Source organism: Acidobacteriota bacterium (assembly GCA_029861955.1).
Classification (GTDB): Bacteria; Acidobacteriota; Polarisedimenticolia; order Polarisedimenticolales; family Polarisedimenticolaceae; genus JAOTYK01.
This window is the reverse complement of the sequence record JAOTYK010000026.1, coordinates 1-16,091: the sequence shown is the minus strand read 5'-3', so window position 1 is coordinate 16,091 and position 16,091 is coordinate 1. Positions and strand designations below refer to the sequence as shown.

Genomic DNA, 16,091 nt, shown 5'->3' with positions numbered 1-16,091 from the left:
CGGGCTGCGCCCTAGAAGCGGAAGCTCTCGCGGAATGTCCCGAACTCGCGACGCAGGGCGTCGGCGACCTCGCCGAGCGTCGCGTACGCCTCGACCGCCGACAGAATCGCCGGCATCAGGTTATCCGTCCCGCCCGCACAGCGCACCACTTCCGCAAGCGCCGTCCGAACCGCCTCATCATCCCGTTGGCTTCGCAGGGCCGCGAGCCGCTGGATTCGATCCTTTTCCAGGGCGGGGTCGATCCGCAGGACCGGCGGCCGAAGGTCGTCATCGGTCCGGAAGCGGTTCACTCCCACGACGACGGCGTCTTCCGATTCGACCTGTTTCTGCCAGCGAAAGGCCGCTTCGTGGATCTCTCGTTGCTGGTACCCGCGTTCGATCGCGGCGACGGCTCCCCCGAACTCGTCGATCTTCGCGATGTACTCACGGGCCTGATCTTCGAGCTGGTCGGTCAACGACTCGACGAAGTACGAGCCCGCAAGGGGATCGATCGTGTCGCAGACACCGGTCTCGTAGGCGATCACCTGCTGGGTTCGCAGGGCGAGGAGCGCGGCGTGTTCCGTGGGAAGCCCCAGCGCCTCGTCCATCGAATTGGTGTGTAGCGACTGGGTGCCGCCGAGCACCGCGGAGAGTGCCTGAGTCGCGGTTCGTACGACGTTGACGTCCGGTTGTTGCGCGGTGAGTGTCGACCCCGCAGTCTGCGTGTGAAATCGAAGACGACAGAGATCGTCCCGCTGGACGCCGAAACGCTCGCGACAGAGGGTCGACCAGAGTCGTCGCGCCGCCCGGAACTTGCAGATCTCCTCGAAGAAGTTCGAGTGACCATTAAAGAAGAAGGACAGCCGCCCGCCAAACTCCTCAAACTTCATCCCCCGTTCCAACGCCGCATCGCAGTAGGCGATCGCGTTGGCAAGCGTGAAAGCGATCTCCTGCGCTGCCGTCGAACCGGCCTCGCGCATGTGGTAGCCGGAGATGGAGATCGTGTTCCAGCGCGGAACCTCTGCATGACACCAGGCGAGCATGTCGCTCGTGATCCGCAGCGACGCCTTCGGTGGATAGATGTAGGTCCCGCGGGCGATGTATTCCTTCAGGAGATCGTTCTGGACCGTACCGGAAAGTCGATCGATCGCGACGCCCTGCTTTCGAGCGACCGCGACGTACAACGCCAGCAGGGTCGCCGCGGTGGAGTTGATCGTCATCGACGTGGAGACGCGCTCGAGCGGAATACCGTCGAGGAGCTGCTCCATATCGGCCAACGAGGAGATCGCTACGCCGACCTTGCCCACTTCTCCCACGGCCATCGGGCTGTCCGAGTCATAGCCAAGTTGTGTCGGCAGATCGAACGCCGCGGAGAGCCCGGTCTGACCCTGCTCGAGGAGATAGCGGAACCGGCGGTTGGTCTCTTCGGCCGTGCCGAAGCCCGAGTACTGGCGCATGGTCCAGAACCGACCGCGATACATCGTCGGCTGGACGCCACGGGTGAAGGGAAACCCGCCGGGATAGCCAAGGTCGGCCGCACGCCGTTCCGCGTCCTGCGGCGGGTCGTCGGCTGTATAGAGCCGCTGGACGTCGACGCCAGAGCTCGTCTCGAATCTGTCGCGCCGTTCGGGCCGCCGCTCCAACGTCTTGCGGACGGCCGCTTCCCACTCCGCCCGGCGCGACTTGTCGTCGTTGGGCATCCGTGTTTCACCTATTTGACGTTGAATCAAGGGACGATAGCACAGGCTGCTAGAATGACTCGATGATCTGGACACCGGTCGAGCGGACAAAAAATAGCGTCCGCATGATCGATCAACGCAAACTTCCGTTGGTCGAAACCTGGCTGGAACTCAAGTCGCCGCAAGCCGTGATCGACGCCATCCGCGACATGGTCGTGCGGGGCGCCCCTGCCATCGGTATCTCGGCGGCGTTTGGTTTGACCCTCGCCGCAGAATCGTTGAAAGGTCAGGATCCCGCTTCGTTCAAGACCGGTTTCTACGACGCCTGCGATCGGATGGCGGAGGCGCGGCCGACGGCCGTCAACCTTCGCTGGGCGGTCGAGCGGATGCGGGCAACGCTGGACGACGCGTTACGACGGGATCTGGAGCCAGCCGCCGTCATCGAGACGCTGACCGCGGAGGCGGATGCGATCCACGCCGAGGATCTTCAATCCTGTCAGGAGATCGGTCGACACGGCGCGACGCTCGTTCCCGGTGTGGCGACGATCCTCACGCACTGCAACGCCGGTGGACTTGCGACGGCCGGTTACGGAACGGCGCTCGGTGTGGTCCGCGGTGCGGTCGGAGCCGGCAAACGGGTTCACGTTCTTGCGGATGAGACCCGCCCGTTCCTGCAAGGTGCCCGACTGACCGCCTGGGAGCTGATGAAGGACAACATCGAGACGACGCTCATCACGGATAACTCTGCGGGCAGCCTGATGCAACGCGGCGAAGTCGATCTCGTCGTCGTCGGGTCCGATCGGATCGCCGCCAACGGTGATGTTGCCAACAAGATCGGGACGTACACCGTCGCCGTCCTGGCGAAGGAACACGACATCCCGTTCTACGTCGCGGCACCGATCTCCACGATCGATTACGACTGTCCGCATGGGGACCGGATTCCGATCGAGGAACGAGACCCGGCGGAGGTTACGCACTTGTTCGGGACGCGCATCGCGCCCGAGGGCGTTGGTGTGCGCAACCTTGCCTTCGACGTGACTCCGGCGCGACTCGTCACGGCGATCGTCACAGAGCGAGGCATCGCGCGCCCGCCGTATACCGAGTCGTTACGAGCCCTCATCGACCCGGATCGCTGACGATGACAACCATCCTCGCGATCGAATCATCCTGCGACGAGACGGCGGCGGCGGTGGTCCGTGATCGTGACGAGGTCCTCTCGAACGTGATCGCGTCCCAGATCGATATCCACCGGGAGTACGGCGGTGTCGTGCCGGAACTGGCTGCACGTCACCACATCGAGGCCATCGACTTCGTTCTTCGGCAGGCACTTCTGCAGGCCGATACCCGCCTCGAAGAGATCGACGCGATCGCCGTGACCCAGGGGCCCGGGTTGATCGGCTCGCTGCTTGTCGGCGTGATGACGGCCAAGGCCATCGCATGGCAGCGTCAGCTTCCCCTCATCGCGGTCAACCATCTGGAGGGGCACGTCCGATCGGTTTTCATCGACCACCCCGCGACGCCGTTTCCGAATCTGTCGTTGATCGTCTCCGGTGGCCACACCGCGCTCTATCTCTGTCCGGGAGAGGGAGACTATCGTCTGCTGGCTCGTACGCGGGACGATGCCGTGGGTGAGGCGTTCGACAAGGTCTCCAAGCTCCTGGGTCTGGGCTATCCCGGCGGGCCGGTCATCGAGCGGATCGCGAGGGACGGCAACAGTTCGCGTCACGACTTCCCCCATGCACAGATGAAGGACGGTTCCCTCGACTTCTCCTACAGCGGACTGAAGACGGCCGTCCGCAGAGAGGCCCAGCGCCTGGGCCTGGACCAAGAGTCCGCCACGGGCGGGGAGGTCTCCGATGACGTGAGGGACATCGCCGCGTCATTCCAGCGTGCCGCGATTCGCGTACTCGTGCGTCGCACGGTCAAGGCCTGCAAACGAGAAGGCGTCGACACCGTCGCCGTCAGCGGTGGCGTCTCGTGTAACAAGAAGCTGCGTGAGTCGTTCGCCGGCGCGGCCGCTCGTGAAGGGCTGCAGGTCGTCTTTCCGGCGCCGCAGTACACCACCGACAATGCGGCGATGATCGGCGCCGCGGCGTTCCTGCATTACGAACGTGGCGAGTTCGCCCCGTTGTCGATTAATGCGGACCCGTCGATGAAGCTGTAGCGATTCGGCCTAGATCGCCATGATGTTGTAGCCGCCGTCGACATACATGATCTCGCCGGTGATTCCCGATCCCATATCGCTGCACAGGAACAGGCCGGCGTCACCGACCTCTCTCGGCTCGATGTTGCGTCCGAGAGGGGCCTTCTCCCGATGCTGCTTCGCCATCGACGAGAACCCGGAGATCCCGCGCGCCGATAGCGTCGCGACCGGTCCTGAGGAGATCGCGTTGACGCGGATGTTCTTGGGTCCCAGTTCGTAAGCAAGCTGTCGGACCGAGTGTTCGAGCGCGGCCTTCGCACTTCCCATCACGTTGTAATTGGGAACCACTCGTTGGCTTGCGAGATAGCTCAGTGCCAGCACCGATCCGCCGTCTTCCTGCATCAGCGGGAACGCCCGATTGGTGAGGTTGACGAAGGAGTAGGCGCTGATCTCCAGCGCGACACGCCAACCCTGGAGCGACGTGGTGCGGAAGGCGCCTTCGAGTTCCTCCCGCCGCGCGAACGCGACCGAGTGAACGAGGATACTGAGTTTGCCGAACTCCTTCTCGACTCGCGTGAAGACGCCTTCAACTTGCTCGTCGCTGGTGACGTCGCACGCCATGACCGGGGCGTTGGGGTATTTCTCCGCGAGCCCCAGCACGTTTTTTTGTAGGCGCTCACCCTGGTAGGTAAAGGCAAGCTTGCAGCCGGCCTCGCCCAGCGCATCCGCGATCGCCCAGGCCAGGGATCGCTGGTTGGCCACACCCAACACCAGCGCTGTCTTGTTCGAGAGATCGATCTGACGCATGAAGTCCTCCGGCGCTGACGCTATACCTGTCTTACACGGACTGTCAATCGCCCATCGTCCTCGGGGTAGAATGCTCGGCGGGAGACCCATGGACTCGATCCTCTCTGTCCGCAACCTGTCGGTCGAATACGTGTCGCGGGACGGCGTCGTGCCGGCGGTCGATTCGGTCTCTTTCGATCTGGTGCCCGGCGAAACCTACGCACTTGTCGGGGAGTCGGGCTGTGGTAAGTCGGCGACCGCGCTGTCGATGTTGCGTCTGGTCGAGCCCGGCCGGATCGTCGGTGGCGAGATCCTGTTTCAGGGCCGGGACCTGATGCAGATGACACCGCGCGAGCTCCGCTCGATCCGCGGTCGTCACATCGGCATGGTTTTTCAGGAGTCGGCGGCGGCCCTGAACCCCGTCATGCGGATCGGGGCGCAGGTCGCCGAGGCGATCCGCATCCACGAGAAGCTGCCTCGCAAGGAGGCTCACGCACGGGCCGTTGAGTTGCTGCGACGGGTGGCGCTGCCCGAGCCTGAGCGGCAGGCTCGAGCCTACCCCCATGAGTTGTCGGGTGGGATGAAGCAGCGGGTCATGCTGGCCATCGCGCTCTCGTGTAACCCCGCTCTGTTGATCGCCGACGAACCGACGACGGCATTGGACGTCACGATTCAGGCCCAGATCCTCGAGTTGCTGCGTCGTCTGCGTGATGAACTGTCGCTGACCATCCTGCTGATCACTCATGACCTCGGTGTCGTGGCCGAGAACGCAGATCGCGTCGGCGTGATGTACGCAGGACGGATCGTCGAGCAGTCAGGGGTTGAAGACCTCTTCACGTCACCGGCCCATCCCTACACCCGGGGCCTGCTCCGGTCGACGCCGGGCTACGGAGACGAGAACCCCGGTCGTCGTCTCACGACTCTCGACGGCAGCGTGCCGGATCCGATCCACCCCCCTTCGGGCTGTCGATTTCACCCCCGCTGCGCCGAGCGGTTGGAGCCGTGTGATCGGCAGGCTCCCGGTTGGAGTGAGGTCGCGTCGAGTCACGGCGTGCGCTGCTGGTTACACGAATCGGAGTCGTCGTGACGGAACCCCTCGTACGCGCCAGCGGGCTGACCCGCAGCTTCTCCCGGCGGACCCACTGGTGGGGTGCCAGCGCACGGGATGTGCGTGCCGTCCGAGGCGTGGATCTCGAGATCCATCCCGGCGAGACGGTGGGTCTGGTCGGGGAGTCGGGCTCCGGCAAGTCGACGCTGGGTCGGATGTTGATCCGTCTTCTGGATAGGGACGCGGGCGAACTGTGGTTCGACGGCGTCGACCTTGGCGCCATGGAGGGAGAGTCGCTCCGCAAGATGCGGCGCCAGTTCCAGATCGTCTTCCAGGACCCCTACGGATCGCTGAACCCTCGGATGCGAATCGGAACCGCCATCGGTGAACCTCTGACCGTCCATGGCCTGGTGGCCAACCGGCGGGAGCGCGACCGCAAGGTGGCAGAACTGCTCAAGCAGGTCGGGCTGGAACCCACCGCCGCCGTCCGTTACCCCCACGAGTTCTCCGGTGGCCAGCGGCAGCGGATCGGCATCGCCCGGGCGATCGCCTGCTCACCTCGCTTTATCGTCGCCGACGAACCGGTCTCGGCCCTCGACCCACCGGTGCAGGCCCAGATCATCAATTTGATGCTGGATCTCCAGGAGGCCCTGGGTCTTGCCTATCTGTTCATCGCCCACGACCTTCGATTGGTCCAGCGAATCTGTGACCGTGTGGCCGTGATGTATCTGGGTCGAATCGTCGAGATGGCCCCGACCCGCCAGCTGTTCGCGGCTCCTCGGCACCCGTATACCCGCGCCCTGCTGGCGTCGACCCCCTCGCTACGGCCGGGAGACCCCGCTGGGGCGGCGGTGACCGGAGAACCGCCCTCGGTGACGGCGCCGCCGGTCGGGTGTTCGTTTCTGGACAGATGCCCTTTGGCCATCGACCGCTGTCGGACCGACGACCCAGGGTTGCTGGAAGTCGCGGAGGGTCATAGAGTGGCCTGCCACGTGGTTCCCGACTCTGATGGGTGAAACCATCTCCAGACTACCTGCGTAGTACAAGCGTACCCGCTCGATGCGGGAGGCACGACGCCGGAGGAATAGTTGTGATTCGAAGAACGCCCGGACTCCTGTGGGCCGTCGCCGCCCTATTGGCCATCACGTCCCTTCATGCCCAGAGTGGCGAGACCGAGGAGGGCGTCACCCTGACCCTCTCGCAGTGCCTCAAGACGGCACTGGAAAACAACCTCGATCTGGTCTCATCTCGTAAGGATCCCGAGATCGCGGAGCAGAGCGTCGTCGGTCAGCAGTCGTTCTTCGATCCGAATCTCTCGATCAGTGCGTCGTTGCAGGAGACAGAACAGCAGCCCACCGACCCGACCCAGCCTTCGTCTCGCGAGACGACGTCGATGAATGCCTCGCTGGCGCAAGAGCTGCCGTTCGGTGCCGATTACTCCGCGACGTTCTTCACGAACCAGGACGACGCGCCGGGCTTCAACTTCTTCAACCCGTTCTACACCTCGGGTCTCGACCTCCGCTTCAACGTTCCGTTGTTGCGTGGACTCGGCAAGACCGCGACCACCGAGCGACTGGTGCTGTCCCGCAAGGACCAGCAGATGAGCGAGCAGGAGTTGTTGCGCCAGGCGATGCAGACCATCGAAACGGTCGAGGGCGCGTACTGGGACGTGGCCGCCGCCCGTCGAGCGAAGACGGTGGCGCAGCAGTCCCTCCGTCGCGCAAACGATCTTCTCGAACTGAACCGCAAGAAGGTCGAGGTCGGCACGCTGGCACCGATTGAGATCACCCAGGCCGAGGCCGGTGTGGCGTCGGAGGTCGAGCAGTCGATCATCGCCGAGACCAATCTCGGCAACGCCGAAGACGAGCTACGTCGCCTGATGGCGGTTCCCACCGACGACGCCATGTGGGATAAGCCGCTCCTGGCATCCGACCGACCGAACACGACCAAGGTCGATGTGGACGTGGAAGCGGTCCTGGCCACCGCCCTCTCCCGACGACCGGAGATGATCAACGCCCGAGTCTCACTGGACAAGGACCTCCTCAGCGAGAAGTCCGCACGCAACGCGACCAAGAGCGATCTCACGTTCAACGCCCGGGTGACCCCCACCGGCGACAGCCTGGAGATCCCCGGTGGCATGGCACCGCCCGTCAACGGCGATCTGGGCGATTCGATCGGCGAGATCCCCGATTTCAACAATTACACCTGGAGCGCGGGCTTCACCTACAACATCCCGATCCGCAATCGCAGCGCCAGGAGCGCCTATCGCACCTCGACCCTCAACCGAGAGAAATCCGAGCTTGCGGTCAGCAATCAGGAACAGACCATCCGGGTCGAGGTCCGACGTGCCGTGCGAGAGGTCACGTCGGGGATCCGGCGATTCGAGGCGTCCACCGCCAACGTCGAGTTGCAGCGGAAGAAACTGGAGGCCGAGGAGAAGAAGTTCGAGAACGGCATGAGCACCTCGTTCGAGGTCTTGACGTTCCAGAACGACCTGGCCGACGCCGAACTGTCGCAGATTCGGGCCGCCGTCGACTACCAGAAGGCGCTCGCAGCCCTCGAGCGGGTGCAGGGCACGATGCTGGAGGCCCGCGGTCTGTCGCTGAACTAGCGTCGGTCCCGACGACGCAATGGATGCACTCATCGAGTTTCGCGATGTCCGCCGGGTCTATCGCATGGGCGATGAGGAAGTGCATGCCCTCGACGGGGTTAGCCTCAAGATAGAGCGCGGCGACTACGTCGCGGTGATGGGGCCCTCGGGGTCGGGCAAGTCGACCCTGATGAACGTCGTGGGCTGTCTCGATGTGCCGACGAGCGGCTCCTACCGGCTTAACGACCGCGAGATCTCGGAGCTGGACGACGATCAGCTGGCGGCGATCCGCAACCGCGAGATCGGCTTCATCTTTCAGACTTTCAATCTCCTGGCCCGGACCGACGCCGTCCAGAACGTCGAATTACCGCTGGTCTACGCGGGAATCCCCAGGAAAGAGCGTCGAGAACGGGCGATCGAGGCCCTCCAGAACGTCGGCCTCGGCGATAGGACCGGGCATCGCCCCAACGAGTTGTCCGGGGGGCAGCGGCAACGGGTCGCCGTCGCCAGGGCGCTGGTCAACAAGCCTTCTTTACTGTTGGCCGACGAACCGACGGGAAATCTGGACTCCAGGACCGGCGCCGACATCATGGCCCTCTTCGACGAACTCCACGAGGCGGGGCACACCATCGTCCTGGTGACTCATGAGGAGGCGTTGGCAGACCGAGCGGCACGGGTCTTGCGGCTGAAGGACGGCTTGCTGGTTTCAGACCGCACACGGCCGGCCGTTTCCTTGACACCCTAGAAACGCTGGCATAACATCCATCGTGCCGCGAATGACCTGTTTGCCTGTAAATCCATGACTGGAAAGGGTTTGCAAACACGGCGATAGGTTGGTATACACGGCACGGGGCGAAAATTAACGGACGACCCGACGACGGTGATCCCGTCGGTGGGCGGCACTCGGAGGGCAGGCAGTGCTCCTAGGAAACATCGTAGGCGATCTTTTCAAGTACTACACCGATGGCGGCAACGTCATGCATGCGATCTCGATCCTGTCGCTCGCGTCGGTGGCAACGATCATTTATAAGTTGATCGCCTTTCGGCGCGTGAAGATCAACGTCAACAACTTCATCGCGCAGGTGCGGTCGTCGCTCTTGAAGGGCAACGTCAAGGGCGCCATCCAGGCTTGCGAGGAACAACGCAGCCCCGTCGCGTCCATCGTGAAGTCGGGACTGCTGAAGTACGGCATGCCCCGGGTGCAGATGGAGAAGGCGATGGAGAACGCCGCCATCCACGAGATCGCCTATCTCGAGAAGTTCCACACGGTATTGGCGACCATCGCCAACATCGCGCCGCTGCTGGGCTTCCTCGGAACGGTTGTCGGCATGGTGTTGTCGTTCGAGGTCATCGCCAAGGCCGGTCTCAACAACCCCGGCGAGGTGGCCAAGGGTATCTCCCAGGCGCTGCTAACCACCGCCTACGGCCTGATTGTCGCGTTCGTGACGCAGCCGTTCTACAATTACTTCACATCCAAGGTTTCGGCCTATACCCGTCAAATCGAGACGGCGGCCAACATCATGTTCGAGACCCTGGACGAGTTGGAACGTAGGGACTCCTAGATCCGATGAAGCTTCGATCCTCAAAGAAAGCCGATGCCATCATCCCGACGGGTTCGATGGCGGACATTGCCTTTCTGCTGATCATCTTCTTCATGGTGACGACGGTTCACGAGGTCGATCGTACAAGCGTCAACCTCCCGTCGGCCAAGATCCGCGAAGAGGCCGAGAAGGGCGCAGCCATCGTCGTCCTGCACAAGGCCGTCGAAGAAGACGGCAGTTTCGAGTGGTTGTACAAGTTTTCCGACGGCGAGCAGATGAGTCAGGTCGTCGCCGGTCCCAGCCAGATCTACCTCGAGGCGTCCCGATTGACCGCCCGAGACGAGACGAAGCAGTTCATCCTCAAGGCCGATGGTGAGACTCGTTTCGAGATGGTGGACGAGCTCCTGCAGGCGATGCGGGAGGGGGGCGTCGAAAACGTCCTCCTGCTGACCGCCCAGCGAGGGGACGATTCCGGGGGAGAGATACCCCAATGATGAAGAAACTGGTTTCCAAGCCGCCCGAGTCGGAGATCCCCACTTCGTCGATGGCGGATATCGCCTTCCTGCTGATCATCTTCTTCATGGTGACGGCGGTGTTCTCGGCGACCAAGGGGTTGGACTTCAAGCTCCCCTCGGACGACAAGAATCAAGAGACGTCCACGGAAGAGGCGGTCTTCATCAAGGTCGCCGCCGACGGCAGCCTGACGGTGGACTGTCAGCCCATGGAGCTGAAAGGCATCTTGCCCTACCTCGAGCCCAAGTTGACCCGCGACGCTCAGAAGCCGGTCATCCTCTATACCGACTCCGACGCGCCTTACTCGGCCATGGTGGCGGTCTACGATGTCCTCGGAACGCCCGAGCTGGTGCAGGACATCAACGACCCGGTGCCGAATCCCTGGCTCGGTTGGAAGGTCAAGAACATCTCTGTCCCGACCCAGAAGGAAGTCGCCGAGTACATCGAGCTGTTCGGCTTCAACCCCTTCGAGAGTCACTGTGAGTAGGCAGGGGAGGTAGGACCGATGGCTGACGAAACCCAACGCCACGGAATGACCATCGACGAGAAGGTCGCCGCCGAGGATGCCCTTTTCCGTGCGATGTCTCACGAAGGCGAGGGCAAACTTCTCTACATCTGTTTGGCCGGCGCCATCCTGCTTCATGTGGCGGTCTTCTTCATCCAGTTCCCCGAGATGAGCAAGACCCTCAAGCCGACCCAGAAGAAGCGGATTATCGTCAAGAAGTACGTTCCCCCGCCGCCGAAGGTCGAGAAGAAAGAGATCATCCAGAAGAAGCTGACCCGCAAGGTGCCGATTCCCGATCCGACACCGGACGAGCCGGAACCGATCCGTGAGCCCGAGCCGGAGATTCTGGACGACCCGATCCCGCCGGATGTGGATGTCCTCATCGGCGTGCCGGAACCGCCGCCGCCGTCAGGCCCACTGCTGGCCGGTGTCGGAGATGTTTCCAACCCGATTCTGATCCAGGAGTCCAAGGTCACACCCGACTATCCGGAGATCGCCCGGACGGCGCGGATGGAAGGCACCGTCATCATGCAGGCGATCATCTTCAGGGATGGCACCGTCGGTGAGGTGGAGGTGCTTCGAGTCACCCAGCCGGGTGTCGGCTTCGAGGAGAATGCCATCAACGCCGTTCGCCAGTGGCGTTACGAGCCGGCGAAGCAGAATGGCAAGCCGGTCGAGGTGTTCTTCACGATCAAGGTCGACTTCACGATCCACTAGATCGGGGGACCCTGTCCTCTCCGGGGGACATTTCAGGGTGGATCCGATCCGAGAAAACTGCCCAGAATCGGAAAATATGCCGTTTGTTGGGGTTTTTTGCGTCGGGGTACGGTCCTTGCATTAGAGATAGGGGTGCAGACCGAATCCGTGCAGATTAGACTGGGGTTCAGGAACCCCGTGCCGAAAGGAGTCCTCACCATGAACATCCGAACACGACTCGCGATCCTTACCGCGCTTTCGATGCTGTTGACCGTCGGCCTCGTTTCTGCCGATTGGGAACAGGCGATGAGCGATTACAAGGCCGGTCGGTTCGGTGAGTCCGCTGCCGCGTTTCAGGCGCTGGTCGACGACTCTCCCAACTACGATTTCGGCTACTACATGTTGGGCCAGTCCTTCGTCAAGTTGAAGAAGAACTCCGACGCCGAGTCCAACTTCCAGAAGGCGATCGAGCTGAACGGTGAAAAGTTCGAGTACCACTACGGACTCGCCACGGCCTACTTCAATCGCAAGCAATACGCCAAGACCGTCTCTGCGCTGAAGAGCGCGGAGAGTCTCGCGTCGGCACCGAACCTTCAACTGCTTCTTTACAAGCTCCGTGGTTTTTCCAATTCGGGCATGAAGCACTGGTCCGAGGCCATCGACGACCTCGAGAAGGCCAGGGCCATCAAGTCCAGCCCGGCGGTCCTCGATCGTCTGGGTTCGGCGTACTACGAGCTGGGACATATCGACAAGGCGTTGCCGGTCCTCCAGTCGGCGGTCTCCGCCAACCCCAGCAGTCCCGCGTTGATGCTGCGATTGACCAATGCGTTGATCGATACCGCCGCAGAGACCCGCGACGAGTCGGGCAAGATCTCGACCTACGGCAAGGCTCTGGACGCCGCCAAGCGCTACAAGGCCCTGAAGCCCGACGACGCCGACAGCCACAATCTGGTCGGGCGCTCGGCGCTGGGGAACAAGCAGTACGCGGTCGCGGAGAATGCCTTCAAGGAGGTTCTCAGCCGCAAGAAGGACCATTGCTACGCCATGGTCAACCTCGGCAAGGTCTACACCGCCCAGAAGTCCTGGAAGGAGGCCGAGAGCATCCTTCGAGACGCCGCGACCTGTGCTCCCCGTCTGCCCGTGATCTACGAGACCCTGGGTTTCGCGCTGCAGAAGCAGAAGCGGCTGGATGAGGCGATCACGACCTATGAGAAGGCGATGGCCATCCATCCGTCGTCGGGGACTCAGAGCCTGATTGACACCTGTAAGAAGAACATCGCCATCGAGCAAGAGAACAAGGGCATGGACGCCGCGGAGCGGGAAGCCGCCGAAGCCAAGCGCATTGCCGACGAAGAGTTCGCGGAAGCTGAGCGGAAGCGAAAAGAGTGGGAGAAGAAGCGGGAGCAGAACTGATCCTGCCGGCTCATTCGCTCAAATCACGATCCAGGAAGGGGAGGCCGTCAGGCCTCCCCTTTTTCGTGAGTCGAGAGACGGCCCCGCGCAACGTAACGCTCTCAGAATAAAGGAGTTAACCATCCAGCGGGTCCGTTGACACCCGGAAAGCCGCTGTGTTAGATTTCCAACCCCTGACTCCTTGATAAAAACCCGGCGAAAACGGGAGCGGCGTGGGGCCCTCTGGAATGGCTGAAACACGGTTGTCACTACTGATGATGGTCGTCACCGCCGCTGCGATGGGCGGTGGCATGCTCGTCATTTCTCACCTGCTGGGTCGCGTCAAGGGAACACGACTCGATCTCACACCGTACGAGTGCGGCATGAAGCCGTACGAACGGATGGATGGTCACCGCTACTCGATTCACTTCTATCTCGTGGCGATGTTGTTCATCCTGTTCGACATCGAGGCCGCGTTCCTCTGGCCGTGGGCGGCGACGTTCCGTGCGTTCGCAGACAACAAGATGTTTGCTCTCGGCGAGATGGGCGTGTTTCTTGGCATCCTGGTCGTCGGGTTTGTCTATGTCTGGCAGCGCGGCGCGCTGGAGTGGGACTGACGTGGCAGACGGCAAGCGCGCGATTGACGCCATGATCCAACGATTCGGCGACCGCGTTCGGCACGGCGGCGAACACCAGGGACAACACTGGTGCACCTTAGACGCCGAGAATCTCCTGGAGATTGCCGCGTGGCTTCGTGACGAACCCGAGATGGACTATCGCTATCTCGTCGATGTCACCGGCGCCCACTTCCCCGATGAGACGCCGCCGATGGAGATGATCTATCACCTCTACAGCCACAAGCACGACGACTATCTGCGCATCAAGCTTCGGACCGGTGACGAAGGGCCGGTGCCGTCGTTGTCCTCCGTGTGGAAGTCCGCCGACTGGAACGAGCGGGAGACCTACGACATGTTCGGGATTCGATTCGACGGTCACCCGGACCTGAGACGGATCCTGATGCCCGACGATTACACCGAATATCCGTTGCGGAAGGAGCTGCCCCTCTTCAGGGGCTAGGCGCACCTGTGGAAAACACGATTCAGCGATCTGCCGACAACCCCGATGTGGTCACCATCAACATGGGGCCGTCCCATCCGGCAACCCATGGCGTGTTGCAGCTGGTGTTGCAGCTCGAGGGTGAACGGGTCGTCAAGTGTGTTCCCCACCTTGGCTACCTCCACCGCGGTATGGAGAAGATCGCCGAGAATCGCACCTACCTGCAGTTCATTCCCTATACCGATCGGATGGACTACCTGGCGCCGTTGGCGTCCAACGTCGGCTTCGCGCTGGCCGTTGAGGAGTTGATCGGCGTGACGGTCCCCGAACGCTGTCAGGTGATCCGTGTGATCTGCTGCGAGTTGGCGCGGATCGGCGCCCACCTGTTGTGGCTCGGCACGCACGCGTTGGATCTGGGCGCGGCGACGGTTTTCTTCCACACCTTCAAGGACCGCGAGTGGCACTACGATCTGGTGGAGGATCTCACCGGCGCACGGCTGACGACCTCCTTCACCCGGATCGGCGGGCTCATGCACGACGTCACGGATCCGTGGCTCGGTCGGATGCGAGAGTTTGTCGACGCCTTCCCCGGCAGGGTCGACGCCTTCGAGTCGCTATTGACCAACAACACGATCTGGTTGCAGAGAACCCAGGGTGTCGGCGCGATCAACACGGAAGACGCCATCGACTATGGCATGACCGGGCCGTCCTTGCGGGCGACCGGCCTCGAGCAGGATCTTCGCAAGAGCCGCCCCTACTCCGGCTACGAGAACTACGAGTTCGACATCCCCTGCGGCACCGAGGGCGACATCTACGATCGCTATCTGGTGCGGATCGAGGAGATGCGACAGTCGGTACGGATCCTCGATCAGGCGTTGAAGAACCTGCCCGATGGCCCGATCAACATCGACGACCCCAAGATCGTCCTCCCGGAAAAGAAACGCGTGCTGACCAGCATGGAGGAACTGATCCATCAGTTCATCCTGGTCACCGAAGGCGTCGGTTGCCCGGCCGGCGAGGTCTACCACTCGACCGAGGCGCCGAAGGGCGAACTGGGCTTCTACATCGTCTCGACCGGCGAGGCGTCGCCCTACCGACTGCGGATCCGTTCTCCCAGCTTCAACAACATTGCCACCCTGCCCCATCTGGTCGAAGGCGGCCTGGTGGCGGATGTCATCGCAAACATCGCAAGCCTCGATCCCGTCATGGGCGAGGTTGACCGCTGAATCGTAGAGAGAGTTCCATGTTCGGTGCCGAGTTCGAAAGTAAGGTTGACGGAATCGTCAAACGCTACCCGGAGAAGAAGGCGGCCATGCTGCCGGTCCTCTGGGAGGTACAGAAGAGCAAGGGCTGGATCGATTCCGACTCCGAGGCGTGGGTCGCCGAGCGGCTCGGGACGACGCCCGCGCATGTCCACGGCTGCGTCACGTTCTACACGATGTACAAGCAGAAGCCGTCGGGCAGGCACCACATCCAGGTGTGCACGACGCTCTCCTGCATGTTGCGGGGCAGCGATGAGCTGGTCGAACATCTGAAGGGCAAGCTCGGGATCCAGGAGGGTGAAGTTACCGCAGACGGTAAGTTCTCGCTGGTCCGCGTCGAGTGTCTCGGCTCGTGCGGCACGGCGCCGATGTTTCAGCTCAACGACGACTATCACGAGGACCTGACCCTCGATCAGGTCGACCGACTCCTCGAAAAACTGGACTGAGCGGGCCTACACCATGACCGAAAAAATCCTCACCCGAAACATCCACAAGGAAAACTCGACGTCGATCGACGTCTACGAGTCCGGTGGCGGCTATCAGGCGCTGCGCAAGATGTTCAGGGAGATGTCCCCGGACCAGTTGATCGACGAGGTCAAGAAGTCCGGTCTTCGGGGGCGTGGCGGCGCGGGCTTCCCGACGGGACTGAAGTGGTCTTTCATGCCGAAGGAAAAGACCCAGCCCCACTACCTGCTGATGAATGCCGACGAATCCGAGCCGGGAACCTTCAAGGACCGTCTGTTGATGGAGAAGGATCCGCATCTCGTTGTCGAGGCCTGCATGACTTCGGGGTATTCGATGAAGGCCGACGCGGTCTACATCTATATCCGCGGCGAATTCGTCGAGGCCACGCTCACGCTGGAGAAGGCGGTGCGAGAGGCCTACGCCAAGGGCTACTGCG

At 62.4% G+C, this 16,091-nt stretch carries 18 protein-coding genes; 16 read left to right on the top strand and 2 right to left on the bottom strand.

Going from position 1 to position 16,091, the window contains the following annotated elements; genetic code table 11:
* Positions 1-11: 11 nt before the first annotated feature.
* Positions 12-1,679: a methylmalonyl-CoA mutase family protein gene (locus OES25_12875; GenBank protein MDH3628531.1), complete on the bottom strand. Its 1,668-nt coding sequence runs from the start codon at positions 1,677-1,679 to the stop codon at positions 12-14.
* Positions 1,680-1,741: 62 nt separating this feature from the next.
* Between OES25_12875 and mtnA the strand changes: the two genes are divergently transcribed.
* Positions 1,742-2,794, top strand: coding sequence for an S-methyl-5-thioribose-1-phosphate isomerase (gene mtnA / locus OES25_12870; protein MDH3628530.1), 1,053 nt, complete (start codon positions 1,742-1,744; stop codon positions 2,792-2,794).
* Between the two features lie 2 nt (positions 2,795-2,796).
* Entirely contained in the window at positions 2,797-3,822 is a 1,026-nt protein-coding gene (tsaD, locus tag OES25_12865) for a tRNA (adenosine(37)-N6)-threonylcarbamoyltransferase complex transferase subunit TsaD (GenBank protein MDH3628529.1), read from the top strand.
* Between the two features lie 9 nt (positions 3,823-3,831).
* Here tsaD and OES25_12860 read toward each other — a convergent pair whose 3' ends face one another.
* On the bottom strand, positions 3,832-4,608 hold the full coding sequence (locus OES25_12860; GenBank protein ID MDH3628528.1) for an enoyl-ACP reductase: 777 nt from the start codon (positions 4,606-4,608) through the stop codon (positions 3,832-3,834).
* 88 nt (positions 4,609-4,696) lie between these two features.
* Here OES25_12860 and OES25_12855 point away from each other — a divergent pair, with 88 nt between their 5' ends.
* The 14 genes from OES25_12855 to OES25_12790 all read left to right on the top strand — a co-directional run.
* Positions 4,697-5,674: an ABC transporter ATP-binding protein gene (locus tag OES25_12855; protein MDH3628527.1), complete on the top strand. Its 978-nt coding sequence runs from the start codon at positions 4,697-4,699 to the stop codon at positions 5,672-5,674.
* Positions 5,671-6,651, top strand: a complete 981-nt coding sequence (locus OES25_12850; GenBank protein MDH3628526.1) for an ATP-binding cassette domain-containing protein — start codon at positions 5,671-5,673, stop codon at positions 6,649-6,651. Before OES25_12855 ends, OES25_12850 begins: the two co-directional genes overlap by 4 nt.
* A 74-nt stretch (positions 6,652-6,725) precedes the next feature.
* Positions 6,726-8,246 (top strand): TolC family protein, encoded by a 1,521-nt coding sequence (locus OES25_12845; protein MDH3628525.1) that lies wholly within the window; start codon positions 6,726-6,728, stop codon positions 8,244-8,246.
* 19 nt (positions 8,247-8,265) lie between these two features.
* Positions 8,266-8,970 (top strand): ABC transporter ATP-binding protein, encoded by a 705-nt coding sequence (locus tag OES25_12840; protein ID MDH3628524.1) that lies wholly within the window; start codon positions 8,266-8,268, stop codon positions 8,968-8,970.
* Positions 8,971-9,142: 172 nt separating this feature from the next.
* Complete coding sequence (locus tag OES25_12835; GenBank protein MDH3628523.1) at positions 9,143-9,787, top strand: MotA/TolQ/ExbB proton channel family protein; 645 nt, start codon at positions 9,143-9,145, stop codon at positions 9,785-9,787.
* A gap of 5 nt (positions 9,788-9,792) precedes the next feature.
* A complete protein-coding gene (locus OES25_12830) occupies positions 9,793-10,260 on the top strand; it encodes a biopolymer transporter ExbD (protein MDH3628522.1) in 468 nt (155 codons plus the stop codon).
* The gene (locus OES25_12825) at positions 10,257-10,766 is read left to right on the top strand and encodes a biopolymer transporter ExbD (protein ID MDH3628521.1); all 510 of its coding nucleotides are present in this window, start codon (positions 10,257-10,259) and stop codon (positions 10,764-10,766) included. The genes OES25_12830 and OES25_12825 overlap by 4 nt, the downstream gene beginning before the upstream one ends.
* Positions 10,767-10,784: 18 nt before the next feature.
* Positions 10,785-11,501: a TonB family protein gene (locus OES25_12820; protein MDH3628520.1), complete on the top strand. Its 717-nt coding sequence runs from the start codon at positions 10,785-10,787 to the stop codon at positions 11,499-11,501.
* Positions 11,502-11,699: 198 nt separating this feature from the next.
* Positions 11,700-12,893 carry a tetratricopeptide repeat protein gene (locus OES25_12815; protein ID MDH3628519.1) on the top strand — a complete coding sequence of 398 codons (1,194 nt, stop codon included), beginning with the start codon at positions 11,700-11,702 and terminating at the stop codon, positions 12,891-12,893.
* A 227-nt stretch (positions 12,894-13,120) separates the two neighbouring features.
* Positions 13,121-13,489 carry an NADH-quinone oxidoreductase subunit A gene (locus tag OES25_12810; GenBank protein MDH3628518.1) on the top strand — a complete coding sequence of 123 codons (369 nt, stop codon included), beginning with the start codon at positions 13,121-13,123 and terminating at the stop codon, positions 13,487-13,489.
* A 1-nt stretch (position 13,490) separates the two neighbouring features.
* Complete coding sequence (locus OES25_12805) at positions 13,491-13,949, top strand: NADH-quinone oxidoreductase subunit C (protein ID MDH3628517.1); 459 nt, start codon at positions 13,491-13,493, stop codon at positions 13,947-13,949.
* Between the two features lie 62 nt (positions 13,950-14,011).
* Positions 14,012-15,154 (top strand): NADH dehydrogenase (quinone) subunit D, encoded by a 1,143-nt coding sequence (gene nuoD / locus OES25_12800; GenBank protein MDH3628516.1) that lies wholly within the window; start codon positions 14,012-14,014, stop codon positions 15,152-15,154.
* 17 nt (positions 15,155-15,171) lie between these two features.
* Positions 15,172-15,636 (top strand): NAD(P)H-dependent oxidoreductase subunit E, encoded by a 465-nt coding sequence (locus OES25_12795; GenBank protein MDH3628515.1) that lies wholly within the window; start codon positions 15,172-15,174, stop codon positions 15,634-15,636.
* A 13-nt stretch (positions 15,637-15,649) separates the two neighbouring features.
* Positions 15,650-16,091: NADH-quinone oxidoreductase subunit F (locus OES25_12790; GenBank protein ID MDH3628514.1), on the top strand; the 442-nt coding region annotated here is incomplete at its 3' end.

Bases quoted from the DNA above. Each gene is read 5' to 3' on its own strand.
- OES25_12875 (MDH3628531.1), bottom strand. From the start codon at position 1,679: ATGCCCAACGACGACAAGTCGCGCCGGGCGGAGTGGGAAGCGGCCGTC.
- mtnA (MDH3628530.1), top strand. From the start codon at position 1,742: ATGATCTGGACACCGGTCGAGCGGACAAAAAATAGCGTCCGCATGATC.
- tsaD (MDH3628529.1), top strand. From the start codon at position 2,797: ATGACAACCATCCTCGCGATCGAATCATCCTGCGACGAGACGGCGGCG.
- OES25_12860 (MDH3628528.1), bottom strand. From the start codon at position 4,608: ATGCGTCAGATCGATCTCTCGAACAAGACAGCGCTGGTGTTGGGTGTG.
- OES25_12855 (MDH3628527.1), top strand. From the start codon at position 4,697: ATGGACTCGATCCTCTCTGTCCGCAACCTGTCGGTCGAATACGTGTCG.
- OES25_12840 (MDH3628524.1), top strand. From the start codon at position 8,266: ATGGATGCACTCATCGAGTTTCGCGATGTCCGCCGGGTCTATCGCATG.
- OES25_12830 (MDH3628522.1), top strand. From the start codon at position 9,793: ATGAAGCTTCGATCCTCAAAGAAAGCCGATGCCATCATCCCGACGGGT.
- OES25_12825 (MDH3628521.1), top strand. From the start codon at position 10,257: ATGATGAAGAAACTGGTTTCCAAGCCGCCCGAGTCGGAGATCCCCACT.
- OES25_12820 (MDH3628520.1), top strand. From the start codon at position 10,785: ATGGCTGACGAAACCCAACGCCACGGAATGACCATCGACGAGAAGGTC.
- OES25_12815 (MDH3628519.1), top strand. From the start codon at position 11,700: ATGAACATCCGAACACGACTCGCGATCCTTACCGCGCTTTCGATGCTG.
- OES25_12810 (MDH3628518.1), top strand. From the start codon at position 13,121: ATGGCTGAAACACGGTTGTCACTACTGATGATGGTCGTCACCGCCGCT.
- nuoD (MDH3628516.1), top strand. From the start codon at position 14,012: ATGGGGCCGTCCCATCCGGCAACCCATGGCGTGTTGCAGCTGGTGTTG.
- OES25_12795 (MDH3628515.1), top strand. From the start codon at position 15,172: ATGTTCGGTGCCGAGTTCGAAAGTAAGGTTGACGGAATCGTCAAACGC.